General features: G+C 54.8%; 36 protein-coding genes. 3 read left to right on the forward strand and 33 right to left on the reverse strand.

Annotation, left to right across the window (positions count from 1 at the left end):
* Nucleotides 1–48 precede the first annotated feature (48 nt).
* From AC2FIO_RS03590 to AC2FIO_RS03730, 29 genes are all read right to left on the reverse strand, one after another.
* The gene (locus AC2FIO_RS03590; RefSeq protein WP_496695687.1) at nucleotides 49–330 is read right to left on the reverse strand and encodes a phage tail assembly protein; all 282 of its coding nucleotides are present in this window, start codon (nucleotides 328–330) and stop codon (nucleotides 49–51) included.
* Between the two features lie 64 nt (nucleotides 331–394).
* The gene (locus AC2FIO_RS03595) at nucleotides 395–901 is read right to left on the reverse strand and encodes a phage major tail tube protein (protein WP_496695689.1); all 507 of its coding nucleotides are present in this window, start codon (nucleotides 899–901) and stop codon (nucleotides 395–397) included.
* A complete protein-coding gene (locus tag AC2FIO_RS03600; RefSeq protein ID WP_496695691.1) occupies nucleotides 901–2,088 on the reverse strand; it encodes a phage tail sheath C-terminal domain-containing protein in 1,188 nt (395 codons plus the stop codon). The genes AC2FIO_RS03595 and AC2FIO_RS03600 overlap by 1 nt, the downstream gene beginning before the upstream one ends.
* 84 nt (nucleotides 2,089–2,172) lie before the next feature.
* Nucleotides 2,173–2,973, reverse strand: coding sequence for a hypothetical protein (locus tag AC2FIO_RS03605; protein WP_496695693.1), 801 nt, complete (start codon nucleotides 2,971–2,973; stop codon nucleotides 2,173–2,175).
* Complete coding sequence (locus AC2FIO_RS03610) at nucleotides 2,973–3,542, reverse strand: phage tail protein I (protein ID WP_496695694.1); 570 nt, start codon at nucleotides 3,540–3,542, stop codon at nucleotides 2,973–2,975. The genes AC2FIO_RS03605 and AC2FIO_RS03610 overlap by 1 nt, the downstream gene beginning before the upstream one ends.
* The gene (locus AC2FIO_RS03615; protein WP_496695696.1) at nucleotides 3,535–4,437 is read right to left on the reverse strand and encodes a baseplate assembly protein; all 903 of its coding nucleotides are present in this window, start codon (nucleotides 4,435–4,437) and stop codon (nucleotides 3,535–3,537) included. Before AC2FIO_RS03615 ends, AC2FIO_RS03610 begins: the two co-directional genes overlap by 8 nt.
* Nucleotides 4,434–4,772, reverse strand: coding sequence for a GPW/gp25 family protein (locus AC2FIO_RS03620; protein WP_496695697.1), 339 nt, complete (start codon nucleotides 4,770–4,772; stop codon nucleotides 4,434–4,436). The genes AC2FIO_RS03615 and AC2FIO_RS03620 overlap by 4 nt, the downstream gene beginning before the upstream one ends.
* A gap of 134 nt (nucleotides 4,773–4,906) precedes the next feature.
* Complete coding sequence (locus AC2FIO_RS03625) at nucleotides 4,907–5,530, reverse strand: hypothetical protein (RefSeq protein WP_496695699.1); 624 nt, start codon at nucleotides 5,528–5,530, stop codon at nucleotides 4,907–4,909.
* Nucleotides 5,527–5,838, reverse strand: a complete 312-nt coding sequence (locus AC2FIO_RS03630; protein WP_496695700.1) for a hypothetical protein — start codon at nucleotides 5,836–5,838, stop codon at nucleotides 5,527–5,529. The genes AC2FIO_RS03625 and AC2FIO_RS03630 overlap by 4 nt, the downstream gene beginning before the upstream one ends.
* A 27-nt stretch (nucleotides 5,839–5,865) precedes the next feature.
* The gene (locus AC2FIO_RS03635; RefSeq protein WP_496695702.1) at nucleotides 5,866–6,093 is read right to left on the reverse strand and encodes a hypothetical protein; all 228 of its coding nucleotides are present in this window, start codon (nucleotides 6,091–6,093) and stop codon (nucleotides 5,866–5,868) included.
* 11 nt (nucleotides 6,094–6,104) lie between these two features.
* Entirely contained in the window at nucleotides 6,105–6,293 is a 189-nt protein-coding gene (locus AC2FIO_RS03640) for a hypothetical protein (protein ID WP_496695704.1), read from the reverse strand.
* A gap of 23 nt (nucleotides 6,294–6,316) precedes the next feature.
* On the reverse strand, nucleotides 6,317–6,568 hold the full coding sequence (locus AC2FIO_RS03645; protein ID WP_496695706.1) for a hypothetical protein: 252 nt from the start codon (nucleotides 6,566–6,568) through the stop codon (nucleotides 6,317–6,319).
* A gap of 9 nt (nucleotides 6,569–6,577) precedes the next feature.
* Entirely contained in the window at nucleotides 6,578–6,706 is a 129-nt protein-coding gene (locus AC2FIO_RS03650; protein ID WP_496695708.1) for a DUF1660 family phage protein, read from the reverse strand.
* A 293-nt stretch (nucleotides 6,707–6,999) separates the two neighbouring features.
* On the reverse strand, nucleotides 7,000–7,578 hold the full coding sequence (locus AC2FIO_RS03655; protein WP_496695710.1) for a hypothetical protein: 579 nt from the start codon (nucleotides 7,576–7,578) through the stop codon (nucleotides 7,000–7,002).
* 150 nt (nucleotides 7,579–7,728) lie between these two features.
* The gene (locus AC2FIO_RS03660) at nucleotides 7,729–8,187 is read right to left on the reverse strand and encodes a hypothetical protein (protein WP_496695711.1); all 459 of its coding nucleotides are present in this window, start codon (nucleotides 8,185–8,187) and stop codon (nucleotides 7,729–7,731) included.
* 139 nt (nucleotides 8,188–8,326) lie between these two features.
* Nucleotides 8,327–8,764, reverse strand: a complete 438-nt coding sequence (locus tag AC2FIO_RS03665; protein ID WP_496695713.1) for a phage baseplate assembly protein V — start codon at nucleotides 8,762–8,764, stop codon at nucleotides 8,327–8,329.
* Nucleotides 8,757–9,290: a hypothetical protein gene (locus AC2FIO_RS03670; RefSeq protein WP_496695715.1), complete on the reverse strand. Its 534-nt coding sequence runs from the start codon at nucleotides 9,288–9,290 to the stop codon at nucleotides 8,757–8,759. Before AC2FIO_RS03670 ends, AC2FIO_RS03665 begins: the two co-directional genes overlap by 8 nt.
* On the reverse strand, nucleotides 9,274–9,822 hold the full coding sequence (locus AC2FIO_RS03675) for a phage tail protein (RefSeq protein ID WP_496695717.1): 549 nt from the start codon (nucleotides 9,820–9,822) through the stop codon (nucleotides 9,274–9,276). The genes AC2FIO_RS03670 and AC2FIO_RS03675 overlap by 17 nt, the downstream gene beginning before the upstream one ends.
* The gene (locus tag AC2FIO_RS03680; RefSeq protein ID WP_496695719.1) at nucleotides 9,809–10,144 is read right to left on the reverse strand and encodes a head-tail joining protein; all 336 of its coding nucleotides are present in this window, start codon (nucleotides 10,142–10,144) and stop codon (nucleotides 9,809–9,811) included. Before AC2FIO_RS03680 ends, AC2FIO_RS03675 begins: the two co-directional genes overlap by 14 nt.
* Nucleotides 10,145–10,147: 3 nt before the next feature.
* A complete protein-coding gene (locus AC2FIO_RS03685; protein WP_496695720.1) occupies nucleotides 10,148–10,435 on the reverse strand; it encodes a Rho termination factor N-terminal domain-containing protein in 288 nt (95 codons plus the stop codon).
* A 66-nt stretch (nucleotides 10,436–10,501) separates the two neighbouring features.
* A complete protein-coding gene (locus AC2FIO_RS03690; protein ID WP_496695722.1) occupies nucleotides 10,502–12,505 on the reverse strand; it encodes a phage major capsid protein in 2,004 nt (667 codons plus the stop codon).
* Nucleotides 12,489–14,069 (reverse strand): phage portal protein, encoded by a 1,581-nt coding sequence (locus AC2FIO_RS03695; RefSeq protein WP_496695724.1) that lies wholly within the window; start codon nucleotides 14,067–14,069, stop codon nucleotides 12,489–12,491. Before AC2FIO_RS03695 ends, AC2FIO_RS03690 begins: the two co-directional genes overlap by 17 nt.
* Entirely contained in the window at nucleotides 14,069–14,602 is a 534-nt protein-coding gene (locus AC2FIO_RS03700; RefSeq protein ID WP_496695726.1) for a hypothetical protein, read from the reverse strand. Before AC2FIO_RS03700 ends, AC2FIO_RS03695 begins: the two co-directional genes overlap by 1 nt.
* Nucleotides 14,603–14,617: 15 nt before the next feature.
* Complete coding sequence (locus tag AC2FIO_RS03705) at nucleotides 14,618–16,579, reverse strand: phage terminase large subunit family protein (protein WP_496695728.1); 1,962 nt, start codon at nucleotides 16,577–16,579, stop codon at nucleotides 14,618–14,620.
* Nucleotides 16,576–17,112, reverse strand: a complete 537-nt coding sequence (locus AC2FIO_RS03710) for a terminase small subunit (protein WP_496695730.1) — start codon at nucleotides 17,110–17,112, stop codon at nucleotides 16,576–16,578. The genes AC2FIO_RS03705 and AC2FIO_RS03710 overlap by 4 nt, the downstream gene beginning before the upstream one ends.
* A gap of 110 nt (nucleotides 17,113–17,222) precedes the next feature.
* Entirely contained in the window at nucleotides 17,223–17,639 is a 417-nt protein-coding gene (locus AC2FIO_RS03715; RefSeq protein ID WP_496695732.1) for a hypothetical protein, read from the reverse strand.
* The gene (locus AC2FIO_RS03720; RefSeq protein ID WP_496695734.1) at nucleotides 17,636–17,854 is read right to left on the reverse strand and encodes a hypothetical protein; all 219 of its coding nucleotides are present in this window, start codon (nucleotides 17,852–17,854) and stop codon (nucleotides 17,636–17,638) included. The genes AC2FIO_RS03715 and AC2FIO_RS03720 overlap by 4 nt, the downstream gene beginning before the upstream one ends.
* Nucleotides 17,847–18,611, reverse strand: a complete 765-nt coding sequence (locus AC2FIO_RS03725) for a glycoside hydrolase family 108 protein (RefSeq protein ID WP_496695735.1) — start codon at nucleotides 18,609–18,611, stop codon at nucleotides 17,847–17,849. Before AC2FIO_RS03725 ends, AC2FIO_RS03720 begins: the two co-directional genes overlap by 8 nt.
* A gap of 368 nt (nucleotides 18,612–18,979) precedes the next feature.
* A complete protein-coding gene (locus tag AC2FIO_RS03730) occupies nucleotides 18,980–20,356 on the reverse strand; it encodes an ATP-binding protein (RefSeq protein WP_496695737.1) in 1,377 nt (458 codons plus the stop codon).
* Nucleotides 20,357–20,754: 398 nt separating this feature from the next.
* On the opposite strand from AC2FIO_RS03730, the gene AC2FIO_RS03735 reads away from it, so the two are divergent.
* Entirely contained in the window at nucleotides 20,755–21,189 is a 435-nt protein-coding gene (locus AC2FIO_RS03735; RefSeq protein WP_496695739.1) for a hypothetical protein, read from the forward strand.
* 82 nt (nucleotides 21,190–21,271) lie between these two features.
* Entirely contained in the window at nucleotides 21,272–22,291 is a 1,020-nt protein-coding gene (locus AC2FIO_RS03740) for an HNH endonuclease signature motif containing protein (RefSeq protein ID WP_496695741.1), read from the forward strand.
* 146 nt (nucleotides 22,292–22,437) lie between these two features.
* On the opposite strand, the gene AC2FIO_RS03745 is transcribed toward AC2FIO_RS03740, so the two are convergent.
* From AC2FIO_RS03745 to radC, 3 genes are all read right to left on the reverse strand, one after another.
* Nucleotides 22,438–23,373 (reverse strand): GIY-YIG nuclease family protein, encoded by a 936-nt coding sequence (locus AC2FIO_RS03745; RefSeq protein ID WP_496695743.1) that lies wholly within the window; start codon nucleotides 23,371–23,373, stop codon nucleotides 22,438–22,440.
* 138 nt (nucleotides 23,374–23,511) lie between these two features.
* The gene (locus AC2FIO_RS03750) at nucleotides 23,512–23,904 is read right to left on the reverse strand and encodes a thermonuclease family protein (RefSeq protein ID WP_496695745.1); all 393 of its coding nucleotides are present in this window, start codon (nucleotides 23,902–23,904) and stop codon (nucleotides 23,512–23,514) included.
* Nucleotides 23,905–23,957: 53 nt separating this feature from the next.
* Nucleotides 23,958–24,887, reverse strand: a complete 930-nt coding sequence (radC, locus tag AC2FIO_RS03755) for a RadC family protein (protein WP_496695747.1) — start codon at nucleotides 24,885–24,887, stop codon at nucleotides 23,958–23,960.
* Nucleotides 24,888–25,059: 172 nt separating this feature from the next.
* Here radC and AC2FIO_RS03760 point away from each other — a divergent pair, with 172 nt between their 5' ends.
* Entirely contained in the window at nucleotides 25,060–25,869 is an 810-nt protein-coding gene (locus AC2FIO_RS03760) for an HNH endonuclease (RefSeq protein ID WP_496695749.1), read from the forward strand.
* A gap of 399 nt (nucleotides 25,870–26,268) precedes the next feature.
* Here AC2FIO_RS03760 and AC2FIO_RS03765 read toward each other — a convergent pair whose 3' ends face one another.
* Complete coding sequence (locus tag AC2FIO_RS03765) at nucleotides 26,269–26,667, reverse strand: DUF1064 domain-containing protein (protein WP_496695751.1); 399 nt, start codon at nucleotides 26,665–26,667, stop codon at nucleotides 26,269–26,271.
* Nucleotides 26,668–26,839 lie beyond the last annotated feature (172 nt).

Here is a 26,839-nt window from a genome sequence, read left to right on the forward strand (position 1 = left end):
CCGTGAACCGGGCGAGGCTCAGAACACCCGCCCGCACTTGGTTACGGCCTAGGACAAAAAATCTTCGTAGGCCGCCTGCAACCGCTTGTATTGGCGCAGCGTCAACCCTCGGACGTTTTCAGGCGACAGCTCCAAGAGGTTTGCGTAAACCGTGACCTCTGCGTCAGCCGTGTTGCTTGTAGCTTGTTGCGCGGTGATCTGGTCCTCGACGGTCGGTTCCCGCATGATCAGCTTTTTGACCTCAGTCCCGTCCAGCTTTACCGGGCGGTCAGAAAAGTCGATTTCCATGCGCCCGTCGTCTAATTCCTTGTGGTGCTTCTTCTTGTCCATGCTTCCCTCGCTGCCTGGAATTGGTTGCGGCGTAACGGGGGCTTTCCCCCCACCACACCCTTTGTTAAAGGCCGATATTGGCGCGATGCTCGGCGAGCTGGTCCACGCCGTTGACGATCCGAACCATATTGATTGGATCGATTTCGTTGATCGTGCGTTGGCCGTGCTGCTCGCGGTAGTAGCGCAGAGACATGTTCACTGTCAGAGTTGGCGCATTACCGCTGCCCCACGTGCCGCGCCCAAGCTGGATCAGCTTGCCGCGCATATTCATAACGACCTGCGTTGTGGTTCCGTCGAGGCTTTCGATCGAGCCGCGGGCGGTCAGTTGCACGCCGGCATTTTGTTTGATGCCCCAGAGCGCCAGAACGTCGGCGTCGTACGATTTCAGGACGAACGAACAGGTCAGCTTTTCCAGCCCCATATCGATATCAATCGGCGCGTCCATACCGCCGCCCCGAAACTCTTCGGTCGAAACAGTCAGATCAGGGGGGCTGAACTCTTCGATCTTGCCCGCGTAACCGCGACCATCGACGATCAGGTTCAGATACTTGAGAATGTCCTCGGCGGCCATCAGTTGAATACCTCCTCAACGTAGTCGTTCACCAAGTGGGAACGGAAAATGATATGTTCGGCGGGGTAAGGCGGGGTGAAATCAAAATTGAAATACACCTTGCCAAGCTGAATGTTTGACGGCGTGTTCAGATCCGGATCAGCCCAGCACTTGCCGCCAAGGATCGCGCCCAGCGAGACCAGGTCGCGAAGGTAGTTGTTCACCCCTTCGGTCACGTCCTCGACGTAAGTCTTGGTGATACTGCGATCGACGGCCCACAGGTGCGCTCGCAACAGCGAGTCATTGATGATATCGGCCGTGCGGCGCACGCAGAGGAAATGCCACTTGCTGTCCGCTGTCAGCGAGCGGTTGCCCCACAGGCGATAACCGTTCTGCCGGATCGTGGTCGCGACCTTGTTCTCGTTCAGTAGGTTCGCCCGGGAACTTGCGTCACCCAGCTTGAAATCGACGGGGCGCGTTGTCCCTATAATGCCGTTGATAAGCTGGTTAGACGGTGACGCCCAGAACCCGATCTCTTTGTCGACCCGGGCGATAATGCCCGCGACGCGCGAAGAGGGTGGAACATCGACGATGTTCGACCCGATCTGCACTTTGTGCCACGGGTCCACGAGGTAGATCCGATCGGAACCGAAATCACCGGCCGATGTTTGGGCGGCTGCATCGGTGATGTTTGGGCCATCCGCGATCACGACGGCGCGCAGGCGCGATGCGATGCCCTGCAACTCTGCCACAACCGGATTAGCGAGGTTTGTCGGCCGTTGATGGGTGAAGCCGGGCGCGATCAGGATACGAGGGGAAAACCCGACCACGCTCTCGGCCCCCACGAGGGCATGCACGCCCTCGAAGTCACCCGTTCCGGCGTTCACACCACCAATCACGTTCGCAAGCGTGGCGGCCTCGTCTGCGCCTTCGTCCACACGAACAACGACCACCACTGCGCCGATCTGGTCGAATATGCCGTCGAGCGCCGCCGGCAGCGTTCCTTTGCTGTCGCCTGTCGTATCCAGTCCAGCCGCTTCACGGCGCGAACCTGCGACCAAAACCGGCTTGTTCAAGGGAAACAGAGCGGCGTCGGCGTCTGGCGCGGTGCCAACGATACCGATAACCGACGATTTAACCGTCTGGATTGGACGGGGGCCGGAATCGATCTCTACGACCTCGACGCCGTGCAGAAATTGTGTGGACATGCTGACCTCGCGCTCGGGTGTTGCTTTGGTCAGAGAATTTCACGCCCAGCGCCGCATTTCCTCTGGCGGTTTCCCCACTTTCGATCAGGCCCCGAAACTGTAACCCGCTACGATGAAGTGTTTCACAGCAATGTTGCGCGGGCGCGTTTCAGTCTGACCGGAAAAGCTGGTGCGGAATGTTTGCACGCCCAAGCTGGTCCCGCTATTGCCCGGAATGTGGTTTTCGTTGGTGACGGAACCGCCCGTTGTTCTGGTGACCGAAATTCCGTGGTCGTGGGACTGAACCTCATAGTTCTGAAGGTCTCCCAAGACCCGCGCATTGTCGACGCCGCGACCGTTATCCAACCCACGCTCAAATTCTCCGCGCGCGTCGAATAGCTGAAAAGTCGTCGAACCATCGCCGGGGCCATAGGCTGCCTCCGACGCCCCTGTCGCATCATATCGGCCGGAAGTCTGAACCTTCGCCCACAAATCGGCATATGTCGCCCGCGAGATGGTTGCCCGGTTCAACTCTAATGCCACGACCTCTGCCGGGATGTCGGGCGTATCATGATACGACTTCACCGGCCTTCCAATTGGGTATGCGTCACGGATTGACTGCTGTCGCGCGTTCGCCAACTGTGCAGTGATTGTGGCCGCAAGATTGCTGTCATTGCCCAGCGCGTCTGCAATCTCTTTCAAGGTGTCCAAAGCTTCGGGCGCATCGCTCAACAGGCTATCGAGTCTTGCTTTCAGGAAAACAGTTCGATCGGCGAGCTGTTGCGCCGCGACGTTGGCGATGCCTTTCGCTTGCGGTAGATCCGGCGGGCCACCAAGTACCGGATCTTGTGTTTCGATTTGATAGATACCAGCAGGCCATTGGTTGGCTTCGATGAGATTTGCCATCAAGCGACTCCGTGCGTGAATTGCCCGTCGTAATTGATCCGGGCGTTGTATGTGTTCAAAGCTTCGGTGAAATCCAGCGCCTTAAGGTGGCACCTGGCGGGCGCTACGTTCGCCAATATCGCGCGTACTTGGTTCGCCTGCTCAACCGTTATCGGGCGGGTCAGTCGTACCCGGTATTCGGCCCAATGGTCCGGTTCGGTATAGTTGATCATCCCATCGAACCGATGCGCACCATCATGCTTTTCCCAGCCGTAGCGCTCTATCACTTCGGCGTCACCGTATCCGGCAGCGGCAAGCGCCTCTTTGACCGAGGCAATCGTGCCTTTGCGGCGATGTACATCGATCGAGGCCTTGATCGCCGAGCGTTTTGCATCGTCGGACCATTCCGGGTCCCAATCATCGACAGAGAACGCCCACGCCAGCCACGGCAAGATATGGGCCGGGCACGTTTGTGGACGCCACAACTCACCAATGGGCTGCGCAAAATCCGTGTGCCGGCTGGAAAGCTGCTCAAGGTCGTATTCGATCTTTTGAGCGTTGAGAGGTAACAACGTGGACAGATCAGACATTGCGGCCCCCGATTGCGACCGTCACCCCCGTACAATGGGCCGCCTGATGAGGCGCAACAACGATATCAGCAGCCGGGCTGGCCAGCGCCACGTTTTGCACACCGGTTTGATGCAAGGCAGCGTGCAAGCCAGAAACAGTGATGTCATGGCCTAGGCGGTGATGATCCGTGACATAAGCGTTAGCGGCGTTCTCAGCGGCCGCGCGCACAACCTCACTGTCTGGCCCCTCATACAAGGTCAGTGTCGCGTTTACGGCGTAAGGCTGGATCGTTGCCGCCTGAACCACGACCTGATCGGTTAGCGGTCGGATCGATTCCTCGTTCAGTTTCGAGTTCACAGCCGTCAACAGATCCGCATCAGCCGAACCGTCGCCGTCAGTCGACAACACCGTCGCCACAACCTGCCCCGGCGTGGGCGATTCAATCCCGATATCCTTGACCTGCGCCGAAGCCGTCAGCCCCCAAAACACATATGATCCACGCGAACCCGCCGTGGTGCGCCCTTCAAGAGACAATTGCACCCTCTGCCGAAACCGTCCGTCATCTTCAAGAATTTCAGCCACGGGCGGAATTGCATCCACGACGGCAGCCTGAACTACAGCGCGTTCGACACCATAGAATGACCCAAGATGGTCGAGCTGTGGCCCGATGGCAAAGGCCAGCATGTTCCCGCGCCCGGCGTCGTCCACCTCTGCGCGCAACAGGCTTTCACGATAAGCCCACGCCTCAAGAAGTTTGGTTATCGGTTCGCTTTCCAGATCCAGCACCGGTGCCAATCCCGGTTCGCGCTCAATCAGCCAGGCCCTGATCTCTGTCAGAACCGTCTCGGCATTCTTTCGCGCGACGATTTGGGGCGCCGGCAGTTTGTCCAGATTGATTTCGGTGAATGCACTCATGACACCTCGATCCCTTCAATCGACACACTGCGACCATCAGGCAGATAACGGCCGGTCAAATCGATCGTGATTTGCCCCGGCTGGAACGTGCGCAAGGTCACGTTCTCAACTTCAATGCGGGGTTCCCAAGTCATCAACGCCTTGGCGGTTGCGGCGATAATCGCCAACTTGGTGCCGGACGAATACGGCTTATCGATCAGCTCAAACAGGCGAGAACCATAGTCACGACGAATGACCCGCGACCCTATGGGCGTGGTCAGAACGTCCCGGATGGACTGGCGCAGATGGTCGATTCCGCTGAGTTTCCGGCCGGTGGCCGCATTGATCCCGTACATGCGGCCATCATGGCCGGCAAACGCACGGCAATCCTCTGGCGGTTTCCCCGTGGTATATGAAGCAGCGGGGGGAGGAACGGCAAGCGCTCCTTATTGTTGACTTAAAAAGCTTCAAAACTAACCGGTACGCCGGTCTAGGCCGGTAACCTTAAGCATTGCTTGCCTTCATAAAATGGCTGCAGCATCCAATTGACGTTTCGAATAACCATCATTCTGAGATAAACAGCCATCGCAAGTTCGAACCATAGCACGTCCTGAGTAAACTGTCCGGTGACCTCGTCCAAACGAACTCGGACCTGTTTGCCCGTCGGATTTGTGTGAAAGACCTCTTCCTTGAATGCGGCATCAACTACATCATCTATGCTGAAATCGTTGTGCCAACCACATACCACGCTGCACTCGGCCCAGTCATCTTTAAATCTATCAAGTTTCGCCTTAACCGAGGCGTCTCTACAGCGACGTTTCAATGTCTTTATGATCTTAAAAAAGCGAGTAGGCTCATCTCCCGAAAAATGACGATAGTCTACAAGATATCCCTTTATTCGAAACCTACTAACCCCCAGCTTTACATCGGTACTGATTGTCCCGCCGGACTCTAGTGTAACCCCCCCTGATAGGTTGAATCCAGAAGCCTTCAAGTCTTCAAAGTTATCCCATAACTCCCGAAATCTCTTCCTAACCAACATTAGATCGAGCTCTTCCTCAGGGGAAAAAGGTTCGGTTAGAGCTACCAGTTTTTGCCTATGGCCATTGGTCAAGAAACATTGCTCCCTTTTGTGAACTCCTGGTCCAGGTACTCTTGACCAGCTTCGAGAATACTGACGCCAGCGATGTTGCGCAGCTCGTTCGGAATACCCGGCGTGGGTCCCGCAGGCATTCCTCGATCAACGCGGATGAATCCGAAGCGCTCAGCCTCTTCCAGCCCAGACAAAATCCCGGTCGCAGGCTCATCTAACAACAGCTGGTGTTGCAACAACTCGGCCAAGCCCGGCCCAACCCCCTGAACATCAGAACCAACAAGGCTACGGATGGCATACAAAATCTTACTGGTGGTTTCATGAAGCAATTTTTCTCTCCTTATTGTGAACTTGGATTATCGAAGCGATATAGGAACAAAAGGTTCGCCATTCTTCTGCAACTCCGCTTCAAGCCGCCTAACATGATCATTCCAATCTGGAAGTTCATCGACGCCGAAGTAGTTGCCGAAATGGGCGGCCAGTTCCTTTTTCTGATCTGAAAGCGACCGATCAGATTGAAACGCTCGACGGCACGCCTCATGCAATTCCTTAAGAGCCTTAACGGTCATACCCTCAAAATCCATGCTTCAACTCCCTATTGTGAACTATTTCGCGGGGCAAAAAACAACACGGCCGCACCCACGAAGCACACCGTACTGGTAATATGAATGGTGTCGTCCAAAGGCGAACTGCGGTCGAAAAAAGCACCATTCCATCCCGGAAATAGGATTTCCCCCATACCCACCGCAAACAAAATCAGTGCCCCCATGTTTGGATTGCCCACGACCTGCTCCTTATTGTGTGTCTCTACCCATTAGAATAATCGCCGTCGAACGCGGTTTTTTCCCACTCGCAATGGGGCTCAGCCAAAGCGTGAGCGACGATAGGCACCTCACCATTGTTGAAGTATTTTTGCCCCCAATACTGGAGGCAAACCTCATATGGCGTACTGGGTCGATCCTTCATATACAGATAGACACCACCGGCCCCTAGAAATAGGCCAATAGCCAGTGTCACCGCCTCAGGCTTTTCGCTGAAAATCTTTTCGAGCAATGCCACGCTCTACTCCTAATTGTGGGTTTCATTGCAATACGTATCACCACCATTACCGCAGCGCAGGCAGTGATGAAACGGGGCATCTGTGGCCCAGCGAACTCGCCACTTGTGACCGAATATCTTGCAAAGTAACCGCCGCACGCGCCGCTCCTACTTGTCGTCTACAGAATACCTTCTAACGCTCTGCCGCTTTTGCCGAATGAAAGCCCAGACCATGGAACAAATGCTAATCGGCAGAACGACATAGAGTCCGAAGTCCGCGTATCCGGACCATCCCGATGAATAGTAGAAGTAAGCCAAAGCTATTAAAGCCAAATAAAAAGCTAAGTCGACACCGAGATTGGAGGCACCAGTTGCCCACCTAAATACAACTATGGCCGCAACCATCACGCACAAAACCGCGAACTCGATCGACCGCCTATACACGCCTACTCCTATTTCCCATCAGAAATTATTTTTTGAAATTTGCTGTCGAATTGAGGTGCTTTGTTGGCAACTTTCTGAGCCGCGGCAAGGCACTTAACTCTCTTTGGGTCAGACCGCAGGGCCCAACTGAACCAACTCGTTGCCTCAGCTTCGTATTTCACCAGAGCAAAGTCATAAGTTAACTTCCCAACATTGAAATTATGTTCTGAAACACATGCGGAAATAACGCTCTTAAGCAAAGGAACGACGCTGGGGTTGATTTGATAGGTAACTAGGTCGCTGTCTGCGGCTAAGGCAAGCTCACGAAGCGCGTCAATCTGCTTCTGTTCTTCAGGGCTTGAAAAATTGTACCATGCACTCAAAATTCCTGCTCCCAAAGCAAGACCGGAACAGATGACAACCCCAGGGTGTTTCAAATCGAAAGAACTCACAAAGAAAAAATAGAGCCATGCGAGACAGAAAATCATTGCCAGAAAGGCGAAAAACGTCAGCACAATTGCAGAATATACCAAAAATACGGCTAGCAGGCTGAGTAAAACCAAGATGATCTTAGTTCGAATAGATAATGTAGAATTCCCTGCATTCATCACAGTTTCAATCTCTCAGACTCATTTTATGCATTCCGATACCCTCCGGCCACTTCTTGCAACCAGCGGTGATTACTTTACTATTTAGGTTTCCGCGCCCCTGATCCGGTCGCTTTTATGACTTGGTCACGCACCCAGTGGTCCGGCACCTCAGCTCCAACAATCTCTCGCGCTCGCGCGACCACAGCACTGCGCTTCATCTCTGACGTATGCCATAGCGCGACAATGGTTTCGATCTGCTGAACAGTTGGAACCGGCCCAAAAAGGCGTTGCACCACGCGCCTCTTTCTTTTCCACTGTGACGTTGATCGGCTCCAACTTTCGCAGATCGCGAATGCTTTGGTCGGTCGGGCATGTGCGAGGTTCGTGGCCGGGGATTTCGAACGTGACGCCACGCGAGGCGATGGCTTTCATCGGCACGACTGGCAGCAAGTTCGACTGCGCCAGAATGACGGTATCGCCCTGACGGAACACGAAGTCAGCCAAATCCTCGTCTTCAAGAATCCCGTCGAGTTCGACATGCGTGATGACCTTTTCAGCCCCCGCCGCAAACAGCGCTTTTTTCTGCGTAGGTATCCCGATTCCCATCTTCATAGGCGGACGTTGCATGGAATTATCTACGGGTTCCACTATTTTCTACACCTCCGTAGTTAATACGTCTTGTGCTGTAGATATTAAATCCGAAGATCATAGTCAGTGGAATTGTAGTCAATTAGGAAGCCAGTCATGACCTATCCCTTTTTTCCTGCTACTTCGGTTCGCCTGTTTCAACCGGCCCCGGCGCCACGTTGCCATGAACGTGAGTTACCAAACTTATTCCCTCGGCGACCACATCGCCTCCGCTGACGGTTACGTCGCCGTTCGAAACGACGACATTGCCTTTTCCAGAAACGTCACCTTCGAAATTGCCCGTCGGTGGTGCGGTTGCGAACGGGCCCGCCAAAATAATCCCTCGCGTCGTGTCGCCCCCCGGTGACAGGACAATAACTTGAGTGCCAACCGTTGGCGGTATCCAAAACTTAAGTGTCTCAGACCCAAGTTGAGCGATCGGTAGCCAGTCGCTTTTCGCACCGTTACGCCAATCCACCTTGGCCCGGGCATTGCCCCGATCGACTTCGATAACGGTCGAAACCATTATCAGGCGCTCAACAATCTGCATGAGCTGGGCAGTCGCATAGTCAGCCATCGGTGCGAACATCCTTATAGTCCGTTTCGTTGCCTGGCCCCACGTCAGGGGCCCATGACGCCAGAACCTGCGTTGGTGTCACGCCTGAATCGACAAAATAACTCGGCCCGACGCAGGCAAAGTGCACCCATTCCAAACGCCAAATATCGAAATTGTCGGCCTGCGGCGCGAACTCGTCGGGCTCAACGGCCAGCACCTCGGCGGTACCCCACTTTACGCCCAACCGGTTGTTGTGCACAAACGCAGCGAGCGCACCGGCTGCTTTGATGCTCTCCCGCCGCACACGTGGCGTTCTATGCCCCATGATGACGCGCGCCTCGACATTAACCAAGCACGGGAACTGACCCGTATGCGGGTCTTTCTTGGCTTCTGGCTCTAACTCCGATACCTGCAACAAGATCGCCGGAACCGGCAGGTCGCGTGGTGCCTGATCTTCGGCCGCAACGGTTTTGAACGCCTGAAACTCACTGGCAATGGTGGCGACGACGGTATCCAATGCCGCGCCCAGATCAATTTCGTCTGCCATCCCCTACCCCCAGAATTGTGCGCGCGCGGATTTCAGATTGAAAGTGCTTGAAGTAGATGCCGCCCACGTCGACGAAAACCTCATCCTCAAGATACGTCATCATCCGATCGGAAACTGGCAGCAAGGCCGGGCTAATTTTCCAACGCTCCGGACCGTTGCGAACCATCACTCTTTGTTTGCCATCTAATTTAGCAATGAATGCACCGAAGATCAGGGTTTCCCCCAACTTAACACCGCCTGCCACTTTGCGTGGACGCCCCTTGAACGACGAGAGAGGAAGATCGTTAGCCCCATACCAGAGCTTTAGGTTTCTCCGACCATTACCGGTGCGGTACTGTCGAAGTCGAACCCGCAATGCCTGAGCGTTCTTCAAGCCGAGTTCTGATCGCAGACCTTTCGATGAAATCCTGCGTAGCGTCGCGGCGGTTCTCTTCACCGCTCGAATTGCTGCCATGTCGATTTGCTTGGGTGTCGCGGCGTATTCCTTCGCGACGGCCTGCAACTCTCGATCATCGATATCAAACGGAAGCATTGTAGACCACGTTCTGGCTCGAAAGGATCAGCCTCGATAGGCCGGTCCCGTCACGCTGCGGCTCTTTCAGCAGATCATACTTTGTGCCTTCGACCTCGACCTCATCGCCCGCTTGCACATTGGCTACGGCGACCTCGGGGCAGGTGAACACCGGCTCATCATGATCCAGTTCATACTCGCCCAAACTGGCGACCTGATTAGGATCGTCAAAAATGCCTAAGACCTCACCGACTGTATTGCCGTCCCGAGTGATGATTGCTGTTGTTGCGAACACGTCGGCGTCAAAAAAGTCGGTGAGGTCTTCCCAATCCGGATGAGGCATTGGTTATTCGGCTTCGGCCGCCTCGATGGCCTCGATCAGCTCGGGCTTTTTCATTTTAGCCGCGCCTTCGATTTCGTATTCTTCGGCGATCTCGATCAGTTTTTTGACCGTGTGATCTTTCAGCGGTTTTTCGTCGCCGTTGTCATCATCTGTCGCCAGCTCGGCACGGCCGCGCTCGAACAGGTTCTTCGCCAAATCTTCCGGCACGGTCAGCGTCTGCCCGGGTGTACGGATTACGCCCTCAAGTGCGAACGCCGCCGTCACTAGAATTTTGATGGGTTTCTGAGCCATGGAAGGCCTCCAATTGTTCAGGTGAAAACTGAGGCGACCGTCAGGCCGCCTCCAGTACAGGTACAATCAGGTTGCAGGCTTGGTGCCGTATGCGAAGCTCTCGACATGCCGATATGCGAAGTCGAAATCTTGAAACGCGACGATCCGCACCCGGCCCTTTTTCGAGTGGGTGTATGGGTCGACAGTCAGGTCCAGGCCGCCCCACATGGCCGCAACCATGTCGCTAAAATTGCCATGGAACACGTCGCCGGTCTCAACCTGATTGGTGATCTCGGTACGGTACCCGTTTACGGTATTGCCCTGTTCCCAGATCGTCGCGCCATTGGTGCCGGGGAACTTCTGCGCGGTCTTGCAGTGACCCCGGAAACCCGCGTTCCCGATATAGGCCATCGTGTTCACGTCCGCATTGTCCGCCGCGATTTCCGATTCCAATTTCACCAGTTCCGGGAACGTCGGCTGAACAGCGGCAAAATCTACCGCGTTGATGCCCGGAATGTTCTTGATACCCAGCGGTTCGTTGCCCGTTCCAGCACCATAGAACCCGGTTTTATCCGCTTTCAGGGCAATGGCGATTGCTAGTTCAAACCGCAGCCAGGCCTCAACATCAAGCGAACTTTGCTGCAGCATCTTGCGAGTGACTTCGGTATAAGCCCCCAACGTTTTCGGCGACAACCCCAGCATGCGCAGCTCGGCCCCGGTTTCGGTGGCGTCGTCGTCTTCGCCCATCCAGAACGCATTCGCACCGGATGACTGGCCCGGAATATCAACATTGCCCTCAAGGCCTGCCATCGGCGTGGCCATGCCCAGCAAAACCGAGCGGTTGCGCAATAGGCCGATGAACGATTGCACCATCAGATCCGTTGCAATCGAGTGACCGCCGGTATCCCCGGCAGCGGTCGCGCTGGTCGAGGTGTTCAATGCACGACGCAACACGTCAGCTGGTACCATGATGCCTTGAGCGGCACGACTCGAGGTTTGCTCGGCCGCGCGCGAGGCTTCGAACTCGAAACCCGCCGCATCTTGGGCCGCGCGATCGTTTGGATTGGCCAGAGCGCGCAACGCACGCACAAAGCTGAACTCGTCGGCCTCGCGCTCGCTCATGCCGATGACGCCCGCGTCGTCGTTCAGCGGCTGGTTGCCCCGGCTGTTGCTTTCGTTGTTGCCCGAGACATGATCGAGAACCGTCCGGGTAAAATCCGCTACCGAAACATTGTTGCGAACAGCGTCAGCCACCAGCGATTGCGCGCCGTACTGCTCGCCAATTTCCATCAAGTCAGCAACGCGGGACTGTTCGCCATCGCGGCCGCGCGTTACCAGCGCCTGTGTTTCGGAGGCGCGTTCCAGCACTTCTAATTCTTCGACGATGTTGCCCTGCGCATCGACACGCGCGCGGACCAGGTCGCCAGCCGCATTGCGGAGAATTCGTTCCATATGTCCCGATCCTTCTGTTTGGTTTGGGTCGATCTCTGCGCCAGTATTGCCGCGCTCGTTTTCGGGTTCCTCTGGCGTTTCCCCCACAGACCGACCAACACCGACGCTCGGGTCTGCAGGCACACTGACCAGCGAGATCTCGTAGGGTTCCCACTCGGTGATTGTCACCTTGTCGACTTCGCCCTCGCGTTCCTCTGTAGTGATGGCGCGCACGAAATAGCCGACAGAAATATGCCGGGTGATACCGTCGACAATGTCATTCCAGATCTCTTCCGCGCGTGCCGAACGTCCGAGGCGCAACACGGCGCGACCGACACGATCACCGTCAACGCGGGAGCTTTCGACGACACCGATTTGCGTGTTGTGATTGTGGTTCCAGAGAACGGCTGCCCCATTGTCCAGCCGCTCAGTGATCATCGCACCCGTTGAGTGGTCTAGGACCTCGTCACCAAACCAGCGCGCGACGGGTGTCTCTGAACTGAACGCGACCTCGATCGTACGCGCATCCTCGTCGACGTTTCGCACCTCGGCGGTTCGGCACAAGGGGCCGTTGCCTTGGTTGGTGTTGATCTGTTCGGCGGTGATCGCACGCGTCAGAGATTGGCCGACCAGAACGGCCAGTTTATTCTTTCCCGTCATTTGGGGGCTCCTCTTGGCTTGGTGACGCTTTTGCGCCCATGGCCTGACCCATTGCTGCCATGATGAATTTGTCGGGGATTCCGGCGTCTTCCATCGACTTGATGTCAGCTGCAAACGTGCGCCAAACCGTTTCCGGGTCGCGCCCCTGTTTGCGGATGATCTCGGACGGGGACGACAGAAGATTGTCCTTGGCCGTAACTTCCGCGTTGATATCCTTCTGCGGATCTACCCACGCCCAGCGGCGAGCCTGCCAGAACACGTTGCGATACTTCGCGATCCGCTCGGGTTTCAGGCGCACCGGGCCATTCTTGACCAACCCGCGCAACAGTGCCGCCTCAAGCGCATGCTGATAGGCCCGGTCGACCAACACCTCGATCAGCCATTCTTGCAGATCCATCCAGTGATCGCGTTCGTCGATGACGCCCTGCCGGATCGAACTAAAATTCACGCCCTCAAGATCGTTGGCCAGGCTGACATATGCCACGCCCATGCCAGCACCCGCACCGCGCAACATAGCCTTGTGAAACGGGGTGAATTCTCCGCTCGGATAGCGCGAGTCGAATGCTTTGTGTTTCAGGCCCTCTGGCAGTTCTTGGAAAACGCCGCCTTCCGGCTCGACGTATAGTTCTTCGTGTTCTTCCGGTTCGTCTTTGCCTGGTTCAGGCCCATAGCCTTCTTCCCATTCCAAGAACCCGCCAACGCTGGCACCCATACGGGCGTTCACCACCGCCGCTTTTTCGAACTCGTTGAGCTGCTTCATACGCCAAAGAGCTGTTGCCGCCCACGGGATGCCGCGCCGCTGACCTTCAATCTCTTCAATAAATCCATGAATGATCTGATCGGCCGGCACCCGGTCGAGGCTTCGACCGTTGAAGGTATACCCGGTGTTTCCCGGGTCGCCGGTCATGAAGAAATAGGCAAGCGGCCGTCCTTCACGCGAGAACTCTATGCCTTGACGAATGACCCGGCCATTTGGCAAGCGTTCGACGTTGTAGTCGACCGGGCAGCGTTGCGGGTCGATGCTTTGCAGAGCGTAGCCCATTGGCGCAGCACGGCCCCGGATTTCCCGGATCATGAACTCGCCGTCTTTGGCCGCCGTGCGCACCGCCGATTTGCACATTCGTCGGAAATTGCGACGGCCCTTGATGTCGCAATTCTTGGCCTGGCTCCATTCTTTGAACCATGCCTCAAGCGCTTCGTTTGCCGCCCGATCGAGGCTACCGTCTTCATCCTTGGCTTGGGCCTGCAACACGACGCCACGAGGCCCGACAACGTTCTGATCGGACAAGCGCAGGAACTGCTTCATGTAATCGTTCTTGGCCGCCTGTTCGCGAGACCGTGCAACAAGGATGCGCTGGTTCCGGTCAATCACCTGATCGGCCGTAAGCGGCGTCGTTGTCCAACTGGCGGTTAACCTGTCTGTCTGTCCTGCGTCATAGGACCGAGAAGCCCGAAAGGTGCGTACGAGGTTCCGGCGACTCACCTTGGGAATATTGGATTCCGCGACTTCGACCACCGGTTCAGCGCGAACCGTCTTACTATTTTTTCCAAACCGCCACCCCATCAGAACCGCACCTTAACTTGGCGTCGCACAAGTTTCTTATGGCGGCCATTGCTGTTGAGTTTTGCGACTTCGAGCCTGTAGGTTTTGCGGAGCTTCAACAGCTCATCGATGCTGGTGCGCACCAGCGTCCGACCGTTGATCGTGTAGGATTGTTGATCCTTGGTCGCTCGTCTTTCGATCACAGCCTCGATCGCGGCCAAGACTTTTTCCGCGTGTTTGCGCGGATCATGACCCGCGTTCAGGCTGGCCACATCGGCGAGGATCTCGACCTCGCCGGATTCGATCTCAAAGACGTCCCCGTCTTTCTCGGCCCGCACCGTGACAGTGTATCGCCCAGCGTCATATGTGGCCGTGTTGGTCCCGGTCTCGGATAACTTGTGATCCGCCCCGTCAGCAACGGCCACAAGGTCAACGGCCTTCGGTCCGCGCAGATACGCTGCAACGGACCAATCGGGCGCGGGGTAGTCATCCGAGGTGATCGTCGCCCGTAGGCTCACCCCGGCTTTGATGGTTGTCGGAAACTGATTGAGCAATGTTGCACCCGCCGCCTAGTAATTATTCGAACGTCGCGCGCGCCTCCGCTTTACGGTGGCCTGCGCTTTACGACGCCTAGTTTTGCGGCGTTTGGTTTTTTCTTCCTCTGGCGGGTTCCCCTCTTCCTCGGCGGCCGCGTCGGGTTTCTGCTCATCGTCTGCGGGCTTGAGGCGGGACAACATAAGTTTGATGTTTGGTTTTTCGATTTTCAGCGCGGCGTAGGCGTAGACGCGGCAATCCAAAGCCTCGTTACGCTCACGCGTTTTGTGCCAATCACGCACCGGGAATCCGCGGATTAGTTTTGTGACCAAGCGTTCGGCGGTCATCTGTTCGAAGTATTCCGGATCGCGATCGATGTTGAAAACGCAAGACCCGGGCCCGGTCTCAAGCTTCAACCGGCGCTGGATTAATAGCTTGCCTTCGTCGGTGCCGATGGTGAACAACTTCACCGGCCGCCCTCTTTTGGGTGACTTCCTGCGCGCGGGTGCTGAAACAATCGGCCGATCCCATCCACCCTTGCCCTTGATGGCAAAAATCCGGCTGGTGTGCTTACCTGCGAGTTGTTCATACGCGGCTTGGGTAAGGCCTTTGTTGCCGCCGGTGTCGACACAGGTCGCACGGATGCGCAGCTCGGCTCCGCTTTCGTGGGTGAATGTCTGGCTAAGATAATCGAACAGCTCGTCCCAAACGTCGGATTGTGTCGGATCTCCCCAGAACACTTGATAGTCAATGTTCCAGCTGCATTCGCCGAGCCCCCACCCCACGACCTCGACCTCTAGTCGGTCGCCCTGCATGTCAACGCCAGCGGTGAGGACGCCGACCTCGGCCGGGACCTGAGCCTTGTATTTCTTTGCGCGTGCAATCAGCGCGTCGGCTTCGACCTCGTCGGCCTCTTCAACCCAAGTTTCAGCCAGAGAAACGTTGGTGAACGTCTGCAAATCGTTCGCCGCTTTCTTATCGAGAAACGATTGCACGATGTCTTTCAGTTTGCGGAAACAAGAATACAGTTCGTTTAGGTGATAGGACGCGTGACCCCGGAAAGGCTTTTCCGCTTTCCACCCTGCCCCGTCCGATTCCGCCGATCGAATTGCCGCCTTGCGTTCTTCGTCAGACCACCGTGCACCACAAACCTCCCCGGTTTCCGGGTCGTGGCCATCGCAAGAATAATATGCGGTTTCCGGCAGGTGGTTTCCGTCTTCATCTTTTTCCCATTTGACGTTCCGCCAGTTCAGCGTTTGGTGGTGACCGCATTCCGGACATGCGACGTGAAAGCGGCGCTTGTCCCCTTCCTCGAAAGAGCTGTCGATCCGGCTCGCGCCCTTGATTGTTGGCGTGCTGATTTCAGCCAGTAGCCGTTGATCACCAAATGTTGCGGCGCGCTGCGACAGCAGCTCGACCGGGTGTCCCTCGTTTGTTCGATCGTACCCGTCAACCTCGTCGCAAACGATCTTGGGCGCCGACCGGCCGCGCATTGTCTTCGGAGATCCCGACCATGAAAACATCATGAACCCACCGGGATAGGATTTCATTCGCTGGTTGTTGACGCCATCACGGCCGCGCGGCTTTGCGATCGCCTCTTGCAGCGCCTCGTTGGCATCCACCATCGGGTTGAATTTGGTTTCGAGCCAGGTCTGCAAATCGCCTTGGCTGGGCTGCATCATGATTTGCGAACATGGATCGTGTGCGATGAAATAGCCTTGCCCACACAAAGCCACCAACGTTTTGCCGACTTGTGCGCCCCACTTCAAACTAAGGTGATCGCACTCCGGATTTGCCATCATGTCCAGTGGCTCGCGCTGATACGGGGCATTGTCGAAACGGATCAAACCCGGGATCGCGTTACCGACAGGAATTTTGACGTTCTTTTCGGCCCACTCAGACGGCGAGAGTTTCGGCGGCGGCCTTAGAAAACGCTGGGCATTTCGGGTCGCGCGAACGATCGATGTAGCGTTTGAAAAATCGGCACGGGCATTCAATCGTCTTCCCCGTCGTCGTCTTCAATGTCGAGATCTGATTCCGCAATCAGATCTCCATCTGCCAGTGCCTCAAGCGACAGGTCGATTTCTTCCAGCAACACCGCCTTGATCTTGGTCTCGCTTTTCTCGCCGACGATCCGGCTCGCCGCGCGTGGCGGCAGCACGTTGCGCATATTGGCGCGGACCTCACCGAATGCCTTGGCCTGCGCGCGTTCCATTTGTTCGATGGGTGCCACCAGTCCTTTGGCCTCGGCTAGCTCAAGTTCGACCAGCTCAGTTTCGGCTTCGAGTTTGCGGCGCTTGAGTTCGTCAGCCGACGCAACCTGCACGCCGGCCGCCTCGGATCTGATATCGTCCTCACGCCATCGCGATACCTGCGCTGAGTTGAACGTCCAAGGTTTGCCGCGAGATCCTTTCTGTACTGCTGGGCAACCGCGACGAACCCAATCATCAAGCGTGGTCATCGCAATGCCGAAATAATCGGCCGTCTCAGCCCTGTTCAGTTTTCGTCCGCGACCGACTTTATTGCTCACGCCACCGCCTCAAGTAATAGTAGTAGTCCACGTTTCCCGGGCGCTCGCACAAATAGTTTTTTGCGCCATTGCACACCCACAGGCCTTACCCCCGCCGGAAGGACCCGCGCTCATCGTCTCAACACCTTCCATGCTCCGACGCCCGTTCCGACAAAGAACAACCACTGGATCATATTGCCGGCCCATAGCTGCATTTGCGGCGTCGGCAGGTCTGACACCTGCTGATCGCCGAACACGTCGCGCGCATACGGAATGCTGTCGATGATAACTGCTGCCCACCACAGCGCGAGCGGCACGAGGAACATGCCGGCAAACGCCCAGAACCACGGGAATTGCAATTTGGCCTTGTTGTAGTCGACCATGATCTGAGTCTCCGCCACTGCCTGGCGCGCGAGTTCGATCGTTGCCGTGGTCTTCAAGCGCTCTCTGTCGTTTTCCAATTCTGCTCGGCGTTCCAAATGACCGATGGCCTTGTCGACAATGCCGCCAAAGCCCAATCGGATCAGAAAGCCGAGGAATTTCGTCATCGCACCGCCAGCGGCTTATCGGTGACCGCCCGCAGGATGGCATTACCAACCAGAACTATGACGGTTAGGAAAGTGCGTGCAACCGCCTCATATCCGGCCGGAAACCCCAACGCCGTGAAGTGATCGAGTAAAGGCAGCAACTCGACGGCAAAAGCCACCAACGCCATGACAAAATTGAACCAGAGTGTTTTTGACAACCACCACGGTTTAGCCATTAGTCATTTCCTCCAATTTTTCACGATAGGCAGCGGCCCGGCGCGCATGTTGTGCCGCGTTCAAGGCAAGGATCAGGGTACAGACGGTCAGAACGCCCATAACGGACCACAAGGCCCATTCCGGCCAATCCACCAGCAGCGCGCCACCACCGCCCACAGGGGCCGCGCGTGCGCCCTTGGCCTGCGTTGCTCGGGCTTTCTGGGCTTTGTCCGCCTCGATCTTGACCCGCTCCGGTGATCGCGTGTCCATCGCGACGGCTTCTGCCTCGGTGTCGGCCACGCGACGGGCCCAACCGCGCCCGAACGCCGACCACGTGCGCAGCTTGCGCAGGAACCCCATACGCGCGGCGCTGGCCCTCTGGATGACTTCCACCCGATCAATGACGTTGATTGCAGCGCCAAGCGTAGCGCGACCGATGACACCATCTGCCTTAACGCCCAAGCCGGCTTGCAGCCACTTCGCGCCGCGTGACGGCCCCGAATTGACAGCGCCGTCTAAGGCAACCAGATCCAGCCCTTGGGGCAGCTCATCGCCTTTGACCTTGTTCCAATAGCGCAAGCGGTAGATGCTCCCGGCCTGCGCGATAGTAAGGGCTTTTACCTCTGCCTTAGTGACCGACCTGCCAAGAAACGCGGAAAGCGTCTTGTGCGTAATCCCGTGATTTGTCGCGCCGCCTGGGTCTTTCGGGTGGTCGACATAGCCACCTTCCCATTTCAGCACATGCGCAATACAAACGTCATAGTTCTTTCTGCTCATTGGAAGGTTCCACCAAGACTAATTTTTCCTTAGTCTTGCGTGGTTGGTCCAGCCAATCCTCTGGCGTTTCCCGGTGCTCAAAAAAAAGTGGGCCACGGAGCTGCCGTTCGCTGCAACCGCGAATAGTCTACTGCAAGAGCGAAGCCATCCAACTGCAGAGCGGAATGCAGTCAATCTCTGCGCTATGGAGCCACCCCAGCCACGAAGATGGAAGTTTACCTTCAGGCGGCCTCAATACTGAATTTCTCGCGGTGGTGAACCTGCCCGATACTAGAATGTACTCCAGCGTTTCAGTTCGTCTGCAAAAGTCATGGCGAACCGTGCGGTCGTGCAATCGGTAATAGCGGTGTCTTAGACTAGCCGAAACTCTATCGCCTCAGCCTAACATAGGCACGCAGAACAGGGTCAAGAAACTCGTATGTGCCTCTCTGATCTTGCTTTCGAACCAATGCGGGGCCGAATTTCTTATCAATCAATCTGGGGACAAGCTGGTCCATGTATTCGATTTCGAGTTCCTGCGCCGCTGATCGAATAGCCCTAAGGCTGATCCCACCTTCGACGTCGTCAATTGTAACATTCTCTTCAGCCAAAAGGGTCAAAAGCAAGGCTCGGCCTGCACTATCCCCTACAGCTCTCTGGAACTTCTGTTCCAAAACAGGAAAAGCCTTGCCTTCGGCAATTTCATCAAGAACGCATTTCAGTATGGACTGGTCGATAGTGTTCGTTCCATTCATGTTACCATGCTCCACGCAGCGCTTGCCAATTAGCTGGGCGAAATATGGATAACCCATTGAAACTTCGTGAATCTGGGTGACCACAGCGTTGTCAAAAATTAATTTATTGCCATAGAGCGTAGACGCAGTATCAAAGATCATCTTTGTCTCTGATTGCGACATGGGAGTTACGTGAGCGTATCCTTGCTCCAACAGTCGATCAATTGACGCATGGTCCTCGACAAGATTGGTAAGGTCATCGGCAATACCTGATATAGCGAACTTTAGAGTACTGGATGACAACGACTTGATTAGCGACCCAACACCGGCCTTGTCCTGCACAACGTCAAATTCGTCCAAAAAGATTATTAGGCCATCTCTTTTTCGCCAAAACTTATTATTGTGCCCCACAACAGAAGAGCAGAAGTTTCTAAATGTTTGAACAATGTCTGCTTTAAGATTTGACGCGTATTTCTCTGCGTCTTCTCCCTTTCCACCCCACTTAAGCAATTTTAGGTCAACCGCTGCCTCCTCCGCTGTGGATCGAGAAAACTCTTGCAATTCTTTCCCTTTGTCAGGAACCAACCTAAGCAAGCCATCGATTGGGTCAGTGTCGGTGCACAAACGCAGCAGGAGGTCTTCAATGCCGGTAATGTTGGAGTCACATGTATAAAATACTGTGTAGTAGCGTCGGGGTCTCTCAGGTATTATGTGATGCAAACCAGCGCGCGTCGCAATTTCGTAGTCTCCGTTTGCTATAAGTTGCACCTGTCTGAGTAGAGACGACTTCCCGACTCCTCTTTTTCCAAACACAGCAATTAGACTGGATGTGGCATTCACTGCGCGCATCGAACTTTCGATTAACCCTGCCCGTCCTACAAATCTCTTAGGGTCTGTAATAACCGCGGAAGTAAACCCAATTTCCGGATCAAGTGTTTGAAAAGTAGTCAAATTATTTTCTCCTGGAGCAGAGGACAGAAATTCAAAAGAAAATCCAGTGCTAGTTGTCTTGCGTGCTTTTTCTTCATCCAAAAGCGGTTCGTCAAGCCCAACCGAAGGTTGTTTGTGTTTGTCGTGGCGACTTAGATCGAACGATACTCTTATTCGATAGTAGCTCCATATGGGCCGGACGACTATGCCGCGATTGCGAACCGGTTAAGTTGGAGCAGTGGCGGCAATGGGCTCATACTTCCAGTTGAGGCACATCGCAAAGAATGACGGCAGAGAGCCCCGAAGCAGGCAATCGGTTCCTAAGCGGAGAAGAGCGGCTATGATGGGCTAAGTAATAGGGTCAATCATCACTGTGTCTTTTAACCCAAACTTTATTGACAGGTTCCGAATTCGGAGCTAAACCGGTGTTGTTCCGAATTCGGAACTAAATTCATTCACTGGCAGACGGCTCAGGGCCGCGCCACTCAGGAGAGAAAACGATGGATGGACAACATCGCCATGACGCTGCTTATGCGACAATGTGTTCTTACCTTGGTCTATCAGCGAGAGACGTAGCGGAAATCGGAGGGTTCTCTGATCGGTTTGCACGAGACATTCTCGCAGGGCGTAAGTCCTTCCCCCAAGACACCAAGATCGGGTTGTTCCAGTTGTTCAAAGATTACAAAACGATCATCGAAGCGATGAAAGCAGACGTGCGCGCTGGCGAAAGATCTTTTTACATCTACCGAACCAACGAACAGCTTCGGGCTTCGCCAGTCGGTGACATTTGGCCTGCGGTCGGTAAGGCCAAAGGTGGATTTGTAGGCCCCTACAGAAGCGCAGCATTCGAAGTCTATCAATGGGCTTCGGACGTAGTTAACGGACCCGCAACACCGATTACACTGGTATTTGCTAAGACTCCTCAAACAGGCTGATCGAGCAATCCCGAAATCTATGCCAAGCCAGCGCAGGCCACGTCTGCGCCCTGCTCTCGGCTGTCCAAATCAAGGGTGAAAAATGTCAAACCCGTTCGTCAACACTTTTAATGTGACCCGAACTTGCACTTTCAAAGGGGACATATTCGATATTCGCGATAACGGTGCGATACTTCGTCGGAAACGACCCGGTGGAAGAAAACGCAAACTCGACAGTTTTTGGACCTTCGGAACCAAGGACGCCAGCTCAGGATACGCAAACTTTGGGAACCACAAAGTTCATCGGATCGTTGCAACGGCTTTCCATGGGGCACCCCCAACCAGCCAGCATATTGTCGATCATATCGACACCAACCGCATGAACAATCGCCCGGAAAACCTGCGCTGGATCACGAGGCTTGAGAACATCTTGTTGAACCCGGTTACTCTGAAGAGGGTAATTGAGGCGTATGGGTCAGTCGAAAAATTCTTTTCTAATCCTGCGATGCCGAAGCATAAGCCGCTTCCGAGCCAATACGATTGGATGCGAGCGGTCTCTGCATCAGAAGCTAAGGAGAGTAGGCGCAAACTTGAGAATTGGGCGGCAAGCTCGAAATCGCCCTTGGGCTCTGGACTGGGTGAATGGCTGTTTGAACACCGCACTCAATTGGAGCGGCCTCAATTGCCCGAGATTATTCCTTCACTAACTGAGGGAGCCGCACAAATTAATTGGCGGACACCGTCGGAATTTCCGTGCTGCCCCAAGCCAGGGCAGGATCGGACGTTGATGGATTACTATCGGGCGCTTTCGTTTGGAGCGATATTTGCATCGAACGAGCACGGAAAGTCATATTTCGTTGATGGGTGTCCAGATCGTCAAAGCGACTGTCTGATAGTGATTTGCCGCATCGAGAATAATCCGATCAATGATTGGGGTATCACGTCGATCTATCTGTATGAAGGTGAATTCATCCATGAAAACAAGAACACTTTCTTCACATTGGTCGAAGCTATGGAGATTTATGCAGCAGGAACCGGAGAAGGTTTTTACCCAGAGAGATACGAGCCGGACTTGGGCCGTCACCCAGCGCTCGTCTCAGCTTCTGAGCAACGTCATCGCTAAGCTGGCATTCAAACAGGGCTCAGCGGACGGCAGTTGTGCCCCGCGTCCTGTGAGTTCGCCAATCAAGCCGTGAAGGTCAGCAATGGATCCAAAGCCGAAGAATGCAATTGCATCGGTCAAATAGAGCGGGAAAGGCAGGTAAGGGCTCAGAATCGCGAGACTCCAGGAATACTACAAAACGTGTTACTAGCGTCTTCAGATTTCCCCCAAAAAAACTCACCGCCCAAGCTTTCAAGAGCGCATTTGTCCTTAAAGAGCCGTTCTGCCTCTTCAGCTGCTTTCCGGTTAGGGAAACTGGCCTCCATAGTGGGTACCCAACGGGCTTTTGCCGCCGGTGGAATGCCCGAGTTCAGTTGGGCCATACGTGCATTCACATCGCTTGAGACGCCAATTTTGAACGCTTCCGGCTGCGGTCCAAACGTCTTGGGTTTACCTATGAAAGCGTGGGCATTTCCATCGTATTTTGCCAGGTAGAGAAAGGTCTCACCATCCTGATAGTTCGACACGCGCTTACCGTGAGAACCAGGGAAGCCACGGGATGGATTGAATTCTTCGCCAAAAGGCGTGTTTGAAAGCGCATCCGAGGTCACTGGCTTCTCGCCAAACACACTTGTTTCAGAGACCTTGATCTTGAGAGCGCTTTCGATCTCTTCTTCCTGAAGCTCCGCACCCCATACGCCAATCGCCTGGCCTGCTTCTGGTCTGTAGGTTCTGAAGGCAATGGTACTTATTGTGACTTTTTCATCGGCGCGCCAAGCGCGCCGAACAGGGATCCCATAAGTCCACTTGTCCTGCCAGCCACGGCTTTTCTTCCATGCCAGAGCTTCCTCGGTTGACCTATCGACATCACGAACTTGTTTAGCGTCCACCTGAACAAATCCCAGAACGTGCGATCTCAGCGTTTTTTTTGTTTCAACTGAACCGGCGCCATAGATCAAAATTAGGTCGCCATCCTGAATGTGTTTCAGAATATGGCTTCTGCCGGCTTCCTTGGACCAGCCGACGTAACCGTCATCTTCAGGACTGAAGCCATAAAAGGCGCGGATCCACATCTTTTTGCCCGAAGGTAGAATGGTATTCATCGAAAGCTCCAAAAAAATCTAACCGGAATGGTACACTGCACTAGGATACAGCGGTTCCCATCTGCGTCTTGCCGCCTTCAGATTGCTGTGGTTGCAAAGTCCAGTATGTCCCAAATGCTATAAAATGTTTCATCTTCGTTAACAGTATTTTGCTCTTTTGAGCCTGGACTTAGCTGCTGGTGTTTCCAGGTTCTTGTAACGCCCGCCGGAATAACGCGCGCAGTCAAGCGCATGCCCAGCGGCGATTACTGCCGCTCCGATGTCTTGACCGTTAAGGTAGCAGACGCCCACCCATCGATCATGGGTGCGGTCCCCATTGAGATCGCAGGTGACAGTCTTGTCCCGAAGGTAGTTGACCATCCAGCGCTTTGCATCCTGCCCGGATCTGGTGCCTAGCTCAGGTGCGTCGACACCGTTCATACGAACCGGAGTACCGTTGACAACAATCGTGTCGGCGTCTCTCACATAAACGCCATCAGCATGGGCGACGGTCGCGCAAACTGTGATTGCAAGGGATAGAAAGAATTTCATGAACAACTGGCTCTTGGGCTTCGCTTCAACACATGCATAGGTAGCTGACGCTCCTACAGCTGTCCATTTGCTCTGAATGAATACTCTTCCTTTTTTCCAATGATGACGTGGTCATGGATGAGAATACCTAAGGTATCGCAAGCCTCTCGAACACGCTCAGTCATGCTAATGTCTGCCTGGCTTGGCGTAGGATCACCAGACGGATGGTTGTGAACCATGATGAGCGAGCTTGCATTGAGCTCTAAACCGCGCTTGACGATCTCCCTCGGGTAAACCGGCACATGATCAACTGTCCCACGTGCTTGTTCTTCGTCAGCGATCAGAACGTTTTTTCGATCTAAATAGAGCACACGAAACTGCTCCGTTTCTCGATGCGCCATTGCCGTGCGGCAGTAGTTCACCAATTCGTCCCAAGAGGAAACAACATCGCGGGCGACGAGCTTGGCCTGAGCCATTCTATGCCCAAAGGCCTCGACAACTCGAAGGTGGTAAAAGACCCAATCGTTGGTCCCCTCTACCTGAAGTACACGATGCTTTGACGCTGCAATTACACCGTTCAAGTCTCCAAATTCAGCCAGTAACCGTTTTGCCAGTGGCTTGACGTCGATTCTAGGGACTGCGTTAAACAACAAGAGTTCCAAAAGCTCGTACTCAGGCATAGGTTCATGACCGCCCTTGAGAAAGCGCTGCCGTAAACGCTCTCTATGACCCCAATAGTGGGGTCTCTTTGCACCATCGTCCCCCTTTACCAAACCGCCTCCAGCCGCGTTTTTAGGGGACAAACGGTCGCGGTTAACAAATGCGGTCGAATACGCAGGTTCAATTATTGCGTCAGGCGGTGGAGTCCGCGCATCGAGATCCTCCAGCCCGCGAAGTGCGTCTTCCGAAAACCCAGTCAAATCGCGTCGTTTGTAGGATGCGCGTTTGTTCTTTTTCTTACTGCCTAGAGCGCTCTTTAGTTGGCTCAGTATTTGGCTTGTCATCTCCGAACCCATCTCATGCTTTCACAGCTGCTAGATTGGTGAATTGATGGTTAACGACTGGTAAACCATCGGCGATTACAAACACCCTGTCGAAATTTGGCAGCACATCCAATCTCGACACTCGATTTCTGGGCTGCCAAAACTATCGCAAATTGAAAAGGAAGGAATGTTAGTGACTTGGGGATTTGAAGTTGGCCAGACATACAACCGGCGCCAGGACATCCACGCTAAGTACTCGGGCCAAGAACAGGGTGGCATCATCACCCCTAAGGAACACAACCTGATCGTCATCGTTACCGGGAAAGAAGGAAGCAGTCACGGTTACGAAGATGGCATGCGATCAGATGGGGTTTTTGAGTATTTTGGCGAAGGGCAAATTGGCGACATGATTATGTCCAAAGGCAATAAGGCTATCCGCGATCATGCTGCTAATGGAAAAGACCTTCTTTTGTTTCAGAAACAGAAAGACGGCCTCCGTTTTGAAGGCCAATACCTAGTCGAAGGTGTGTTAGAACGGCAGGCTCCAGACACTTTAGGCAACATGAGAAAGGCGTTCGTGTTCGAACTTCGCCCACTAGGAGCCGTTCAAACACAGATGGCCGAAGCGCCTATCGACACAAGCTCTACTGACCTGGCCACTCTGCGAGAGCGGGCCTTGGCCGCGGCAGTAAACCAACCGAGCAAAGGGCGTTCCTCCTCAGGAACTGTTTTCGAACGAAGCAAAGCTGTACGGGATTACGTTTTCGCCCGGGCAAAAGGCAAGTGTGAAGACTGCGGTGATCCAGCGCCATTCCAAACGTCTAGTGGCGCTCCATTTTTGGAAGTGCATCACATTCGCAGACTTAGCGACGGTGGTCCTGATGACCCACGTTACATGATCGGGTTGTGCCCAAACTGCCATCGCAGAGCTCATTACGGCTCCGATGCAAAAACTCGGAACGAAGAAATGTTGTATTTCGTCAAAACTATTGAACGGGTTTGACCCTGAGAGAACATGCTCAGGTCTCGGCTAGGATCTCGCGCACTCGGTCAATCGACAGGTCGACCCCATGCGCGATTTCTTTGACCGAACACCCTTGATCAGCCATTTCTCGAATTCGCCGGTTTCGTGCGGCACGTACCAAAAATCTGCAATTCGAGGGCTGCAAGATCATTCCGGAAAAAGCATTCACCAGCTTGTTTGCATCCTTCCATCCCAGAACGTGAACCAGAGGATGATCAACAGAGGGAAGGTGCTTCGGGACGTAGAAGCATTTACGCCAGGCACGGGATCCTGATTGAGGCAAAGACCCAATCAAGTGCAAGGCTTGGTTCCGGCCTATCACCTCGGCAATCTCTGCGACGCTGTCGGGAAGAGGTAACGCTAAATCAGTCGGCACGCTCAGGTCACCAGCACCTTGATACCCTGCGCGGCAAGGATGGACTTTGTAAGCAGAAACTTGTCGGTCGCGTGGCCCTTGCGGTCTTCAATCACCTGAACGCCCAGCGCGTGATCGACATAGACGAAATCTGCAGCCCACGTGCGTTGCTTTTTGCCGCTATCCGTCATGATTGGGCCGTCTCGCCCCTCCAGCGGGATTTTAACCTGACGGCGCAATCCCGAGATCTTGCCAGCCCTCTGCAGCAGCTCCAATTCTCGCCACCGGGAATGCTCGGCTTTGCTGTCAAAGGTCAAACCGTCGACCGTGATGCACTGGGCACCACGAACTCGGCGTTTGTCCTCCTTGGTCGTCTCTGCATCCTGTAGGGCACGAAGCTGTTTGACGGTCATGCGTTCCATTGGGTTACCGTTTCTGCGCCAGAAGTTGTTGGCCGGCAAATTTCAGAGCGTCGGCGACGTCCTTCGCAACAGGGTCGGTTGCGGCCAGACCAACTTGGACCTGATAGGCCCCCCCGGATCTCGTCGAGGCTGTGCAAGCGCATCTTGCGGGGCACCGGGCCCACCGGCCCTT

The organism is Ruegeria sp. CDSB086 (genome assembly GCF_059611065.1).